The organism is Micromonospora sp. NPDC049102, from assembly GCF_043197485.1.
Lineage (GTDB): Bacteria > Actinomycetota > Actinomycetes > Mycobacteriales > Micromonosporaceae > Micromonospora.
In genome coordinates this window covers 205,064-218,739 of the sequence record NZ_JBICTE010000005.1, presented here as the reverse complement: position 1 = coordinate 218,739, position 13,676 = coordinate 205,064, and the positions used below count along the sequence as shown (strand labels likewise).

At 67.9% G+C, this 13,676-nt stretch carries 13 protein-coding genes and 1 pseudogene; 12 read left to right on the top strand and 2 right to left on the bottom strand.

The window, feature by feature from the left end:
• Nucleotides 1-136: 136 nt before the first annotated feature.
• Nucleotides 137-619, top strand: a complete 483-nt coding sequence (locus ACGFH9_RS08490; RefSeq protein ID WP_393216944.1) for an NUDIX domain-containing protein — start codon at nt 137-139, stop codon at nt 617-619.
• Nucleotides 620-679: 60 nt separating this feature from the next.
• Here the strand turns inward: ACGFH9_RS08490 and ACGFH9_RS08485 are convergent.
• Nucleotides 680-967: pseudogene (locus ACGFH9_RS08485) on the bottom strand (transposase); the annotation flags it as partial.
• An 8-nt stretch (nt 968-975) separates the two neighbouring features.
• On the bottom strand, nt 976-1,224 hold the full coding sequence (locus ACGFH9_RS08480) for a hypothetical protein (protein ID WP_393216942.1): 249 nt from the start codon (nt 1,222-1,224) through the stop codon (nt 976-978).
• A 497-nt stretch (nt 1,225-1,721) separates the two neighbouring features.
• Here ACGFH9_RS08480 and ACGFH9_RS08475 point away from each other — a divergent pair, with 497 nt between their 5' ends.
• The 11 genes from ACGFH9_RS08475 to fni all read left to right on the top strand — a co-directional run bounded on the left by ACGFH9_RS08475 (nt 1,722) and on the right by fni (nt 13,674).
• Nucleotides 1,722-2,432 (top strand): GNAT family N-acetyltransferase, encoded by a 711-nt coding sequence (locus ACGFH9_RS08475; RefSeq protein ID WP_393217018.1) that lies wholly within the window; start codon nt 1,722-1,724, stop codon nt 2,430-2,432.
• Between the two features lie 547 nt (nt 2,433-2,979).
• Nucleotides 2,980-4,092 carry a polyprenyl synthetase family protein gene (locus ACGFH9_RS08470; RefSeq protein WP_393216940.1) on the top strand — a complete coding sequence of 371 codons (1,113 nt, stop codon included), beginning with the start codon at nt 2,980-2,982 and terminating at the stop codon, nt 4,090-4,092.
• Nucleotides 4,093-4,148: 56 nt separating this feature from the next.
• Nucleotides 4,149-5,165: a hypothetical protein gene (locus tag ACGFH9_RS08465; RefSeq protein WP_393216938.1), complete on the top strand. Its 1,017-nt coding sequence runs from the start codon at nt 4,149-4,151 to the stop codon at nt 5,163-5,165.
• Between the two features lie 2 nt (nt 5,166-5,167).
• Nucleotides 5,168-5,962: a class I SAM-dependent methyltransferase gene (locus ACGFH9_RS08460; RefSeq protein WP_393216936.1), complete on the top strand. Its 795-nt coding sequence runs from the start codon at nt 5,168-5,170 to the stop codon at nt 5,960-5,962.
• The gene (locus ACGFH9_RS08455) at nt 5,850-7,013 is read left to right on the top strand and encodes a Rieske 2Fe-2S domain-containing protein (RefSeq protein ID WP_393216934.1); all 1,164 of its coding nucleotides are present in this window, start codon (nt 5,850-5,852) and stop codon (nt 7,011-7,013) included. The genes ACGFH9_RS08460 and ACGFH9_RS08455 overlap by 113 nt, the downstream gene beginning before the upstream one ends.
• A gap of 62 nt (nt 7,014-7,075) precedes the next feature.
• Complete coding sequence (locus tag ACGFH9_RS08450) at nt 7,076-8,281, top strand: cytochrome P450 (protein WP_393216932.1); 1,206 nt, start codon at nt 7,076-7,078, stop codon at nt 8,279-8,281.
• Between the two features lie 37 nt (nt 8,282-8,318).
• Nucleotides 8,319-9,407, top strand: a complete 1,089-nt coding sequence (locus ACGFH9_RS08445; protein ID WP_393216930.1) for a polyprenyl synthetase family protein — start codon at nt 8,319-8,321, stop codon at nt 9,405-9,407.
• A complete protein-coding gene (gene mvk / locus ACGFH9_RS08440; protein WP_393216928.1) occupies nt 9,404-10,450 on the top strand; it encodes a mevalonate kinase in 1,047 nt (348 codons plus the stop codon). Before ACGFH9_RS08445 ends, mvk begins: the two co-directional genes overlap by 4 nt.
• Entirely contained in the window at nt 10,440-11,486 is a 1,047-nt protein-coding gene (mvaD, locus tag ACGFH9_RS08435; RefSeq protein WP_393216926.1) for a diphosphomevalonate decarboxylase, read from the top strand. Before mvk ends, mvaD begins: the two co-directional genes overlap by 11 nt.
• Nucleotides 11,483-12,592, top strand: a complete 1,110-nt coding sequence (locus tag ACGFH9_RS08430; RefSeq protein ID WP_393216924.1) for a phosphomevalonate kinase — start codon at nt 11,483-11,485, stop codon at nt 12,590-12,592. The genes mvaD and ACGFH9_RS08430 overlap by 4 nt, the downstream gene beginning before the upstream one ends.
• Nucleotides 12,589-13,674: a type 2 isopentenyl-diphosphate Delta-isomerase gene (gene fni, locus ACGFH9_RS08425; protein ID WP_393216922.1), complete on the top strand. Its 1,086-nt coding sequence runs from the start codon at nt 12,589-12,591 to the stop codon at nt 13,672-13,674. The genes ACGFH9_RS08430 and fni overlap by 4 nt, the downstream gene beginning before the upstream one ends.
• Nucleotides 13,675-13,676 lie beyond the last annotated feature (2 nt).

The window sequence follows — 13,676 nt, the reverse complement described above, 5'->3', positions numbered from 1 at the left end:
CTGCGTTGGCCGCCGGTAGAGGTCACGCGCGGCCGACGATGTCGCCGTCTTGTCGGAGTCGGCAGCGGAATCTGCCGACAATGTCGTGGCACGGCGCGGCGGGCGTGTCGGACGGCTGGCGTCCTACGGTCGACTCATGCCCGCCGAACGCCGTGACTTCACCGCCGATCTACCTCGCAAGCGGATGGCCGCAGGGCTGCTCCTGACCGATCCCCACGGTCGAGTGCTGCTTGTCGAGCCGGCATACAAGGCCTCGTGGGAGATCCCCGGTGGGTGCGTCGAGGCCGACGAGTCGCCCTACCAGGCGGTGGTCCGGGAGTGCCGTGAGGAACTCGGGCTGGCCCTGACGCCCGGCCGGCTGCTGGTCATGGACTGGGTGCCACCGCAGCCTGGCCGCACCGAGGGGGTCATGTTCGTCTTCGACGCGGGCACGCTCACGTCCGAGCAGACGGACCAGATCGTCTTGCCGCCGACCGAGTTGCGCACCTGGTCCTGGTGCGACCAGCCGGCGGCTAATGAACGCCTGCCGGCGCTGCTGGCCCGACGCGTCGCCGCGGCCCGGGAAGCACGCGGCCACGGGTTCACCAGGTACCTGGAGAACGGGCTGCCGGTCACCTGAGCCCCGGCCAGCCGCATCCACGATTCGACTCATAGCCCTCTGCTGAAAATCCGATCTGCGGGAGAGTTTTAGGAGTTCACGAGTGGCGCCGGCCCCGTCGACGCGGATGAGGATCTTGCGGCGATAGCCGGCGGGCAGCTGTGCGATCGCGTCGGTGAGGACCTGGACGTGATCGGCGACGGTGTTCGAGCCGGCCTTACCAGGCCGTAGCAGCATCGCCAGGGCCTCGCCGGTGTTCGCACACCATTCGCCGAGGGGATGGAATCCGAATCCTTTTTTGAAGGTGGCGGCCGCGCCCTGCTTGTTGCTGTGGGCGGTGATCAAGGTGGCGTCCAGGTCGATGACCACCCATCCGATCAACAGTTTCCCGGCCACGGTAAGCCACGGAAACCCTTGCGTGCGGCGGGCCAGGAGATCCCAGACCGGGCCCGGACCTTCGCCCGTGCCTTACCGATCCGTTTCAGGGCTGCCTCGTCGAGCCCGGACAGAGCGCGGCGCACGGTCGCTTCCGAGGGCGGCTCACCGAAGATCAGGCCCTGATGAGTGAGCATCTCGATGTCGGACATGCTCGTCGCGCCGAGCACGATCGCGACGGCCAGGGACACCAGAACCGTCCCCGATCCCACCAGCCCGGCCCGCCACCACGCGTGAGCACAGCGTTCAACCCGCTGGTCAACCCGGTCCGGTCCGCGCATTTACGCAGCAGCACCGCACCCGCGTGCCCGACCAGGCCGTTCCCGCCCGAGTCGACGACCAGCCGCTGATCCCACCCGCTACTCTTACTCACCAGAAAGGTGCACCCTGTTCTGCTGTGGACATGACCTAGACACTCATATCCTTGCAGGTCAGGTGCACCTTTCCTTCATCGGCCTCGATACGTTAGATTCGATCTGAATAGCCGAGGCCGATCCTTGAGGCCACGATCGACCAGGCGCTTGCGGATCCGGGAGACTTCCCGACGGCGGGTGCGGCTCTCGTACGGGTCACGGATCCACCGCGATCGTCCTGGGACGACCTGGCCGCGGCCGGATTCATCTGCAAGCCGGCGCGGCTGACCTGACTCACGCCCAGTGCCGGTAGTGACGCCGAGTACGCCGAGCGGCTGCCTCGCAAGAGCCGTCAGGATGTGCGCCGGGCGTGGAGCCACGCCGAGGGAGCCAGGCTCCGACTGGAGGTGCAGGAGCCGGTCGTCGAGGGCCACCTGGACATCTTCCTCGACCTGTACGAGCGGCGCGTGGATGACATGGCGTACGGCGTCGCGTTCGCCCGGCAGGCCAGGGATTCCGTACTCCACGGCGGCGACTACTTCGCCATCTTCGCGTTCGAGGGTGAGGACCTGGTCGGCGGCTGTCTTTGCCAGCGGTCGACCGAGTTCGACGCGGTCCTGCTGCGGTTCTCGGCCGTGGATCCGAAGTGGCGCAACGTGAGCCTGGCCAGGGTGCTGCACACGCGGGCCTTCCGGGTGACCCGCGAGCAGGGGTTCGGCCGGGTGACCCTGGGCGACGACCCGAACCTGTACGGGCACATGGTCAAGCCGGGCCTGTCCCCGTTCAAGGCGCGGCTCGGGTTCGACCCCGTACCGGCTGGCACGCTGGGTCCCCGCTTCAGCGGCGACGTCGCCGATCGGCTGATCTCGCTGGACCGGCTCACCGACCCGACGGTCATGCTCGGCTACACGGGCGCCACGGACGCGACCGGGGAGACGTCCGAGCTCATGGCGTATGTGGCCGGGGCGAACGAACCGGCCGACCTCGCCCGCTACACCACCCACTCGATCCGGACGGTACGGCCCCTCACGGCGCCTGCTCGCTGATCACCAAGGGTGGGCCGACGGATCGCTTCGACGCGAGCCGTCTGACCACAGTGATGCGTGTAAGAGCAGGGTCACGCCGAAAGCGTTGATGCGGAGCTGATCGAGCCGCCGAGCCGAGTTTCCCGTCGAGTCTACTCCCGACACTCGACCAGTCCCTCCTCGCGCCGGCCGAAGCTCGTAGGAGTAATCCCGGAACGCTTCCGCCCGGGCCGGCCGAACCCGCTTCGGTGTCCTGAAATGTGGGAATAGATCTGAATCATATATAACTTTGTGTGCGTGACCGACCACGAAGAGCCAGTTTCCTGACCGTGGGGTATCCGGTAGGGATGCCTGAGCGGAAAGGGTTTCGGTGACGTAGGGTAACTGTCGGCTGGCGGTCTTTCAAGAATGGTCTTGCCAAAGTCGTTGGACCGTTCTTAGTCTGGGTGCAACATCAAACCTATTGATCAAGTCCGGTGGGGCCGCGACTTCTTCACTCGTTTCGAATGGGTGCTCGCCTCGGCGGCCAAGTTCGGGTCAGCCCGATCGAATCCTGCAGGAGAAATGATTGAAACCTGCACGACCCAAACTCCTGACCTCGGAGTTCAACGACACCGTCCGCGGCTTTCTTAACGGGTTTCTCCGGGAGCGTGAATCGACCCTACAGGGTCTGGTAAATGGACTTAACGGCTCGGCCCCGGCGTGGTCGCACCCGATCATGGAAACCTGCAGAAATCTCATGGCCGGGGGGAAACTCCTGCGCCCGGCGTTCTGCTTCTGGGGGTGGCGGGCCGCCGGCGGGGAACCGTGCGACGAGGACGAGTCATCGATTATCAAGATCGCCGCGGCATTGGAGCTGCTTCACCTCTGCGCGATCATTCACGACGACATCATGGACGAGAGCTCGACCCGGCGAAGTTGTCCGAGCGCCCATCACCAACTGGCCGACCTTCACCTCGCCCGAGGCTGGCAGGGCTCGTCGAGCTCCTTCGGCAAGGCCGCGGCGATCCTTCTCGGCGATATCTGCCTCGTGTGGTCGTACGAGCTGATCCTGCATCAGGGACTGGACGCGGCGACCCGCTCCGCCCTGCTCGAGATCACGAATGTCGGCAACCAGAGCCTTATGGTCGGCCAGTACCTCGACCTGCAGATGGCGGCCCGGCGCGCGGACTCGAGCGACGACGCGTTGCTCGTGGCGTACTTCAAGACCACGAGCTACACCGTCGAGCGGCCGCTCATCGTCGGCGCGAAGGTGGCGGACCCGGACTCGCCGGCGGTCCCACTGCTGCGGAGGTTCGCCGGGCACGCAGGTGAGGCCTTCCAGCTGCGTGACGACATCCTGGGAGTCTTCGGAGACCCGGCGGTGACCGGTAAGCCGGTGGGCGACGATCTCACCGCCGGCAAGGGCAGCCTCCTCCTGACGCTGGCCCGCTCGCGGGCGACCCGAAGTCAGGTTCACGAGCTGGACCATGCGCGGGGGAAGAAAGAGCTGTCGGCTGAACATCTCGACTCCTGCCGCTCGGTGATCGTCGAAACCGGTGCGCTCGACACGGTCGAAAAGCGAATCGCCGACCAGTCCGAGAGGGCCTCGGAACTGTTGGACTCCTCCGTGGAGGTGCACGCCGACGGCAAGGAGGGCCTGCGATATCTACTCAAAATCCTCATTGACCGGGCGTCCTGAGCGATCCGATCGCGTGCGTCATTGTCGAGCTGAAACTCCCGGAGGCTGCATTCCCGATGTTCTCCCTTCCTGATCTTTCCGTGCCCTTTACAGAGCGCCAGAACCCACACGTCAACGAAGCAGAAGCGCATGTTCGCGAGTACCTTCGGGAATTCGGCATTCTTCGATCCGAGGAAGCGAAGTTCCATTACGATCGGACCCGGTTCGGCGAACTGGTCGGACGCGCCTATCCGTTCGCGCCGCTGCCGGAGCTGTGCATCATCACGGACTGGATGGCGGTCTGGGCGATCTTCGACGATTACCTGGAGCGAATCCCGGACGCGCAAAGCGACGAGCGCTTCGTCGAGCTGATCCGCGAGACGATCAGCTGGTTCCCGCTCGACCCGGCCGACGGCGTGCCCGAGTCGAGCAACCCGATCGAGACGGCTATCCGTGACATCTGGAGCCGGCTCACCGCCCGCAGCTCGCTCACCTGGCGCCGACGGTTCGTACGCCACCTGACCGACTACCTCGGGGGTTGCCATTGGGAGTCGCAGAACCGGCGCCGTGGCATCGCCCCGGACCTGGCGACGTACATCGAGACCCGGCGACGGTTCGGGGGCATGCGACCCAGCATGGACCTCTCGGAGATCGGTCTGGGCATCGAGCTCGCCGACGAGGTCCACGCTCACCCCAGTATCCAGAAGCTCCTCGACAACACCGCGGACCTCGTGCTTTGGGCCAACGACGTCTTCTCCGTCGAAGCCGAGAAGCGCGACGGCAACGTGAACAACATCGTTCAGGTGATCCAGCGGGTGCGCGGCTCCTCCCTTCAGCAGGCGGCGGCCGAGGTGGCTGGCATGCTCCGCGGACGGTGTGCCGACTTCGTCGCCGAGAGCGATTCGGCCGTGGCCTTCTTCGGATCGTCCGGCGAGTTCACCGCTGAGACGGCTCACGACGTCTCGCTCTACATCGATGCGATGAAATCCTGGATCCGCGGAAACATCGACTGGTCATCGGGCAACGAGCGGTACCGGAGCGAGCATCTGCGTTCCGGCGCGGACCAGCCGAACTTTCTGGAAAGGGTCGTCTAGAAGTGGCGACGGAGCATCGGGCGCCCGCGACCTTCGACTGGCAGGGCCGCACCTACGACGCCGAGTACGGTCATGTCCTCGACTCGGGCGAAAGCCTCGTCGACCTACTCGCTCCTCGGCCGGGAGAGCGGATCATCGACCTCGGTTGCGGGACGGGGACCCTCACGGCGCAGATCGCCGGGCGTGGCGCGACTGCTCGTGGCCTCGACATCTCGGAATCGATGATCTCTCAGGCCCGCCGACAGTACCCCGGCGTCCGGTTTGACCTCGGCGACGCCGGCACGCTACCGGCGGATGCGACACATGACGCCGTCTTCTGCAACTCCGCTCTGCACTGGATGGGCGCACCGGCGGAGGTGTTCGGCGCCGTCTTCGCGGCGGTCACGCCGGGCGGAAGATTCGTCGCCGAGGTTCCGGTTGTGGGCAGCCTGTCGGATCTCCGGGAATTGTTGCTGCGGGCCTGGACGGCGGCCGGGATCCTCGGCTCACCGCCGCCGACCCGCTGGCATCTGCGTGACCCACAGGTGTACCTGGGGAGCCTCGTCGATGCGGGGCTCACCGTGGCCGCGGCGAAGGTGTGGCAGCGCGATCGCCGATTGAACGGTGTCTCGCCCCGCGGATGGTGGTCGCAGTACGGCCCGGAGGTGTTCCAGGGCCTGAGCGAATCGCAACGAGCGGATGTGAATGCGGCGCTGGACGACCTGGCGCCGCCGGAATTTCCTTGCCACAGCACACTTTTGCGTTTTCTCGCCCACCGTTCGCGCGCGACAGCGAGCAGACACCCGTCTGACGCCTGAGGAGGCTCCAAGCGCAATGATCAACAACCGCACCATGAAGAGGAGTTCGTCCTCCGGCCCGACCCCGGCCGATGAAGTGATCGGGGCACCCCTGCCGTACGCCGAGGGCTGGTTCTGCGTCGGTACGGTCGGCGAGCTGCGGAAGACACCGGTCATCACCCGTAAGATCGGTGACCGCGACGTCGTCCTCTACCGAACCCAGAGCGGCGCCGTGCGGGCCACGAATCCGTTCTGCCCGCACCTGGGCGCTCACCTCGGGACCACGGGGCGTGTTGCCAAGGAGGCGATCGTCTGTGGCTTTCACGGCTTCGAGTTCGGATCGGACGGAGAGTGCGTCCGCACCGCATACACGGACGACAAACCCCCGATCGCACGGTTGGAGCAGTGGGCGGTGTGCGAGCGCGGAGGGCTGGTCTTCGTCTGGTTCTCGCCGAAGGGGCGACCTCCGTCGTGGGAGCCTGCGGCGCTGAACACCCGCGGGTTCCCGATGACCGCCATCCGGTGCCGGGTTCTGCCCGGACATCCTCAAGATGTCGTCGAGAACGCGGTCGACATCGGGCACCTCTCGGTCTTCCACAAGTTCTACGGCATCGAGATCGCCGAGCCGATCAATTTCGACGGAGCGCATTTCCATGCGAGGTACCGCTGGAAGCAGCGTTTTCCGTTAGTCGGTACCAGAAGTGTCGAGTACGAGACGACCGTGTCCGGCCTCGGCTACATCATGGTCAACGCGGAGGTTCCCAAGCTGGGACTGAGCGCCCGCATGTGGGCGCTGGCCACGCCGATCGCACCGTGGCGCATCGAGTTCCGTTTCGCCACCAGCATCTCCGCCATGAGTGCACGACGTGGTTCGGCGGTCGCGGACATCGCATCCGCGACGTTGTCGAAGGCGCTTACGCGGGCGGCGTTGCTCATCGTCTCGCCCGAAGCGACACGCGATGTGCCGGTCTGGGCCACGAAGACGTATCTGGAGCACCCACGACTGGTCAAGGGCGATGGTCCGATCGGCAAGTTCCGGCACTGGGCCGGCCAGTTCTATGCCGGCAACTGAGTCCTCGCGGTCGTGCCGCCGTTCGCCCAGCAAGTCGCCTCAGCAGGGAGGAAATAGAAGCCATGGTTGATATCACGCCGCCCGATCTCCTGTCGCCGGAGTTCGCCACGGACCCGTATCCGATCTACCGGACGATGCGAAACAAGTTTCCGATCCACCACGACCCGAGGCTGGGCTGGATCATCAGCCGAGCGGCCGAAGTGCGCCAGGCTCTGACTCATGAGGACTACTCGACCGCGAGCTACGCGGCGGTTCGGGAACTCGTGGGCCGAAGCATTCTGGAGATGGAAGGAGCCGAGCACGGGCGCCATCGCCGACTGGTCTCGCCGTCGTTCCGGGGGAAGCCTCTGGCCTCGTACGGTGAGGTCATCACGGCGGCAGCCGCCGAGTTGCTGGACGAGCTGGCTGCGAAGCCGGATCCGGACCTGGTACGGGACTACTGCGCCCTGCTTCCGATCCGGGTGATCATGGGAATCATGGACCTGCCCCGACAGGACTACGCCATGTTCCAGGTGTGGTACCGGGCGGCCGCGAACTACGTGGGGAACTACACGCAGGACCCGGATGTCGCCGAAGCCGGGCTCCGGGCGAAGCGTGAGCTGCACAAATACCTGCAGGAAGTCATCGATGCCCGCAGGGCGGAACCGGGCGCCGATCTGATGTCGTCGATGTGTACGGCGACGATCAACGACGCGGCGCTGACCGATCGCGAGATTCTGGACTTCTGCAGCCTCCTTCTCGCCGCGGGCGGTGAGACGACGGAACGGGGCCTGGCGTCCACCTTCCGGAATCTCCTCGATCACCCTGCGCAGATGACGGATGTCAGGACGGATCCCGGCCTCTCGCTGCTGGCGTTCGCGGAGTCTCTGCGCCTGAATCCACCCACCCACATCCTGCTGCGCCGACTGGCCGCCACGCGCGAGATCGCCGGTGTCAGCGTGCCCGAAGGATCGACCATCTTCTGCCTGATCGGCGCGGCCAATCGGGACGAGGACGAATTCGTCGACTCGGAGGAGTTCAACCTTCACCGGTCAGAGATCGACGTGAGCACGGCGTTCAGCGCGGGCAGCAATCACCTTTCGTTCGGTGCCGGACGCCACTTCTGCGTCGGCGCCATGTTGGCTCGGGCCGAGGCCGCGATCGGCATCCCCGCCCTGCTGCGGCACTTTCCCGTGATCAACTATCGGGACGGATTCGTCCCGGTCGAAGAGGGAATGCTCACCCGGGCACCTCGCTCCATCCAGGTGACATTCGGCTCCGGCCGATGACACCGCCCGCCCGTAGCTCGGCCCGGGGGATCACGACATGACGGTCACCTATGACGCGGGTGCGATCGACGCGGCCGTCATCGACGCGGCGCTCGGCGACTTCTTCGCCGGCCGCCGGGACGAGACCGAGGCACTCGGTCCGGACTTCGCGGCGACCATCTCGGAACTCGAGCGCTTCGTGCTGCGCGGCGGCAAGCGGGTTCGGCCGGTCTTCGCGTGGCTGGGCTGGCTGGGCGCCGGCGGCGATCCGGGTGATCCGCAGGCCCAGGCAGTACTGCGGGCCTGCGCGGCGTTCGAGCTGCTGCACGCCTCCGGGCTGATCCACGACGACATCATCGACGACTCCCTGACTCGCCGGGGGCATCCGGCGGCGCACGTGGCGTTCGCCGAGCGGCACCGCACACGCCGCTTTTCGGGTGACTCCGCCGCCTTCGGCGTGGGTACCGCGATCGTGATCGGGGACCTGGCGCTGATCTGGGCCGATGCGCTGGTGCGCGCGTCCGGGTTGCCGGCCGACGCGCACGTCCGGGTCTCGCCGGTGTGGTCGGCGGTGCGCTCGGAGGTGATGTCCGGACAACTGCTCGACCTGATCAACCAGGCGAGCGACAACGAGGACGTCGAGTCGGCGCTGCGGGTCAATCAGTACAAGACGGCGTCGTACACGGTCCAGCGTCCGTTGCAGTTCGGCGGCGCCATAGCCGGGGCCGATGTCGAGCTCGAGACGGCGTACGGGTCCTTCGGTTTCGACATCGGCATCGCCTTTCAGCTGCGCGACGATCTGCTCGGCGTCTTCGGCGACCCCACGGTCACGGGCAAGCCCTCCGGTGACGACATCCGTGAGGGCAAGCGCACCGTGCTGTTCGCCACCGCGCTCGCGCTCGCAGGCGAACGTGATGCCGCGGCGGCGGACTACCTCCGGGCGAGGATCGGCACCCACGTCACCGCGGACGAGCTCGACCGGGTGCGGAACATCCTCGTCGACGTCGGTGCGGTGAAGCAGGTCGAGGCGCAGATATCGGTTCGCGCCGAGCGCGCGATGGCGGTGCTGGAGGCAAGCAACGCCACCGGTCTCGCCAAACGGCACATCGCCGACATGGCGGTCAAAGCGCTGCAGAGGGTGCGATGAGGTCGCGGGCCGCCGCGATCGCGGCCGCCGCTGAGGGCCGGGCGGGCGCCGGGCGCTCCCACGGCAAGGCGATCCTGCTCGGTGAGCACGCCGTGGTCTACGGAGCTCCGGCGCTGGCCCTTCCGTTGCCGCAGCTTCCGGTCACGGCGACCGCCACGGTGGTACGCGACTCCGGCGCCGGTCAGGACGAGATCTCCATCGCGATCGCGCGGCCCGGCAACGAGTCGCCAGTGCCGCTTCCGCTGGAATACCAGCGGCACCTGGTGTCGACGTTCAAGAGAAGTACCGAGGTCACGCACCGTCTCCGGGTTGAGGTCCTGATCGAGTGCCTGGTTCCGCCGGGCCGAGGGCTCGGTTCCAGCGCCGCGTACGCCCGGGCATCGATTTTGGCTCTCGCCGGCGCCTGCGACCGCCGGCTGGACGACGAGAGCGTGTTCGAGTTGGTGCAGGCGTCGGAGACCCTGGTGCACGGCCGTGCGAGCGGCATCGACGCACGCGCCACGGCTGCCACGGCGCCGATCTACTTCACGTCCGGTACAGCCCGTGAACTGCCCGTGGCGATGGCGGGAACCGGCCATCGCCCGGACGGTGACGATGCGGGTGCCTTCCACGCGGTGTTCGTCATCGCCGACAGCGGCGTCGACGGCAGCACCAAGGAAGCGGTTTCGCTCGTACGGCAGAGGTTCGAGCGGGTCCCGGGCGTGCGGGAGTCGTTCGTACACGGGGTGTCCGAGCTGACCCGGGCAGCGCTGGACCACCTTCTGCGGGGCCGGGTCGACGACTTCGGCACGTGCATGACCGAGAACCAGAGGCTGCTGCGGGATGTCGGGGTGAGCACCGACCGTATCGACGCGCTGGTGCGGGCCGCCCGCGCGGGCGGGGCTGCGGGCGCCAAGCTCAGCGGCGGCGGCCTCGGCGGTTGCGTGATCGCAGTCGCGGACGGGCCGGCGCGGTCCGTGGCGGTGGCACAGCATCTTCGGGCCGCCGGCGCCGAGCACATCTGGACCGTACGGACGGGAAGGTTCGCTGGTTGTGACCACTGAGCTGTCGGAACCGGGAGCGCCGGCCGACGAGGGGCGCGAGCACCGTGCGACCGCCGTCGCCCACCCGAACATCGCCTTGATCAAGTACTGGGGCAAGCGTGACGAGCAACTGCTGATCCCGTACGTCGACAGCCTCTCGATGACGCTGGACGTCTTCCCGACGACCACGACCGTCCGGCTGACGCCCGGGGCGGACACCGACCGCGTCGCCCTCGACGGCTCGGCCGCGGTGGGCGAACAACGGCAACGCGTCGTCGCGTTCCTGGGACTCATCCGGACGATGGCGGGACGCGCCGAGCCGGCCGACGTCGACACCCGTAACTCCGTTCCCACCGGGGCAGGCCTCGCGTCGTCGGCGAGTGGGTTCGCGGCGCTGGCACTCGCCGGGGCGTCCGCGTACGGCCTCGATCTCGACGCCATCGCCCTGTCGCGCCTGGCCCGGCGTGGGTCCGCCTCGGCGTCGCGGTCGATCTTCGGTGACTTCGCAATCCTGTATGCCGGCAGGGGCACCGGATCAGAGGCCGACCGGAGCGCGTACGCCGAGCCGGTGGCCGTTCCCGACTTCGCGCCCGCCATGGTGATCGCGGTGGTGAACGGCGGACCCAAGCTGGTTTCCAGCCGCGCCGCGATGCGGAGAACGTTCGACACTTCTCCGCTTTACCGCGCCTGGGCGTCGTCGAGCGCGGTCGACCTCGCCGACATGCGGACGGCACTGCGCCGCGCCGATCTCGACGCGGTCGGGGAGATCGCCGAGCGGAACGCGCTCGGTATGCACGCGACGATGCTGGGGGCACGGCCCCCGGTCCGCTACTTCACGCCGGCCACGATGGCCGTACTGGACGCGGTGGCGGGACTGCGGGCGGAGGGCGTTTCCGCGTACGCGACCATGGACGCGGGCCCGAATGTCAAAGTGCTCTGCCACCCCGAGGACGCCGCCCGGGTCGTGACCGAGGTAGGCCGAGCCGCACCGGGCAGCGCCGCCGTCATCGCCCGCTGCGGCCCTGGCGCTCGGCTGCGGCCCCGGGTCGAGCCGTGACCGGTCCCGCGACGGCCGGCTGGCGTGCCCCGGGCAAACTCTTCGTCGCCGGCGAATACGCCGTGTTGGAGCCGGGCCGTCACGCGATCCTGATCGCGATCGACCGGTGGGTCGAAGCCACCGTGTCGGCATCCGGGGGTGCCGACGTCGAGATCCGATCCGATCTCCGACCCGGCGTGACCCGTCTGCGTCGTGGTGACGGCGGGCTGCGGGCCGAGGACGAGCGGACCGAGACAGGCGGCCTGCGGCATGTGATGTCGGCGATCGAGGTACTCCACGCGCTCCTCGAAGAACAGGGACGCCGGCCCACCCCGATCCGGGTGACCGTCACCAGCCGGCTGCACCGCGAGGGTGCCAAGCTCGGTCTGGGGTCCAGCGGGGCGGTCACGGTCGCCACGGTCTCCGCGGTCGCGGCCTACCTCGGAGTGGAGCTTTCCCCCGAGCGCCGGTACCGCCTGGCGATGCTCGCGACCGCGCGCCTCGATCCGCTCGCTTCGGGAGGTGATCTGGCCGCCAGCGTCTGGGGCGGGTGGATCGCCTACCAGGCACCGGATCGAGCCGCCGTGGTCGATCTCGCGCGGCGCCGGGGGATCACCGAGGCGTTGCGGGCACCCTGGCCGGGCTTCGGCGCGCGACGACTGCCGCCACCGCGCGACCTCGCGTTGGAGGTGGGCTGGACAGGTGAACCGGCCAGCACAGCGGCGCTGTCGGCGAGACTGGCGTCGGGCCCGTGGTGGGGCAGCGCGGCGCACCGGGCCTTCGCGGCGACAAGTGACGAGTGCGTGGGAGCCGCGATCGGGGCGCTCGACCACGGCGACGACGACGCCCTCCTGCGCCGGATCCGCGCCGCCCGCGAGGTGCTCGCGCGGTTGGACGACGAGGTTCGACTCGGGATCTTCACGCCTCGGCTGAACGCGCTCTGCGCCGCCGCCGAGTCGGTCGGCGGAGCGGCCAAGCCGTCCGGCGCCGGTGGTGGCGACTGCGGCATCGCACTGTTAAACGCCGCCGCCCGGGGAGAGCTTTCCCGCATGCGGCAGGACTGGTACGCCGCCGGGTTGCTGCCGATGCCCATTCACGTCTCGACGACGATCGGGAGCACAGCATGATTGCCGACCGCAAGAACGATCACGTGCGGTTAGCCGCCGAGCAGCAACGTGATACCGGTGTCCACAGCGAGTTCGACGACGTGTCCTTCGTGCACCACGCCCTGGCCGGCATCGATCGTTCCGCGGTGACGCTGAACACGAGCTTCGGTGGCATCGACTGGCCGGTGCCCCTCTGCGTCAACGCGATGACCGGTGGCAGCGTGGAGACCGGCATCATCAACCGGGACCTGGCGATCGCCGCGCGCGAGACCGGGGTGCCGATCGCGACCGGATCCATGAGCGCGTACTTCGCCGACGAGTCGGTGGCCGACACCTTCAGCGTGATGCGCCGGGAGAACCCCGACGGATTCATCATGGCGAACGTCAACGCCACTGCCTCGGTCGAACAGGCCCGCCGGGCGATCGATCTGCTGCGAGCCGACGCGCTGCAGATCCACCTGAACGCCATTCAGGAAACGGTGATGCCCGAGGGCGACCGGTCGTTCTCCGACTGGGGCCCGGGGATCGCCCGGATCGTGGCCGGCGTCGGCGTCCCGGTCATCGTCAAGGAGGTCGGCTTTGGGCTGAGCCGCGAGACGATTCGTCGGCTGGGCGAGCTCGGCGTACGGGTCGCCGATGTCGCCGGCCGCGGCGGAACGAACTTCGCGCGGATCGAGAACGGCCGTCGGGAGCATCACGACTACGCGTTCCTCGACGGCTGGGGCCAGTCCGCAGCCGCGTGTCTGCTCGACGCCCAGAGCTCGAATCTCGCGGTGCTGGCCTCGGGCGGTGTCCGCGATCCCCTCGACGTGGTGCGCGGACTGGCGCTTGGCGCGTCGGCCGGCGGAGTCTCCGGCCTGTTCCTCAAGGCGGTCCTCGACGGCGGTGTACCGGCGCTGATTTCCCTCATCTCGCGATGGCTCGACCAGATCGAGGCGCTGATGACCGCCCTCGGCGCAGCCACCCCCGCCGATCTCGGCCGCTGCGACGTGCTAATCCACGGCCGCCTGCGCGCCTTCTGCGAATTGCGGGGGATCGACATCGGGCGGCTCGCGAACCGTTCCGTGTCCGTGCCCGCCACGTCCACTCACCTCGGAGGCTAACG

Bases quoted from the DNA above. Each gene is read 5' to 3' on its own strand.
- ACGFH9_RS08490 (WP_393216944.1), top strand. From the start codon at position 137: ATGCCCGCCGAACGCCGTGACTTCACCGCCGATCTACCTCGCAAGCGG.
- ACGFH9_RS08465 (WP_393216938.1), top strand. From the start codon at position 4,149: ATGTTCTCCCTTCCTGATCTTTCCGTGCCCTTTACAGAGCGCCAGAAC.
- ACGFH9_RS08455 (WP_393216934.1), top strand. From the start codon at position 5,850: ATGCGGCGCTGGACGACCTGGCGCCGCCGGAATTTCCTTGCCACAGCA.
- ACGFH9_RS08450 (WP_393216932.1), top strand. From the start codon at position 7,076: ATGGTTGATATCACGCCGCCCGATCTCCTGTCGCCGGAGTTCGCCACG.
- ACGFH9_RS08445 (WP_393216930.1), top strand. From the start codon at position 8,319: ATGACGGTCACCTATGACGCGGGTGCGATCGACGCGGCCGTCATCGAC.
- mvk (WP_393216928.1), top strand. From the start codon at position 9,404: ATGAGGTCGCGGGCCGCCGCGATCGCGGCCGCCGCTGAGGGCCGGGCG.
- fni (WP_393216922.1), top strand. From the start codon at position 12,589: ATGATTGCCGACCGCAAGAACGATCACGTGCGGTTAGCCGCCGAGCAG.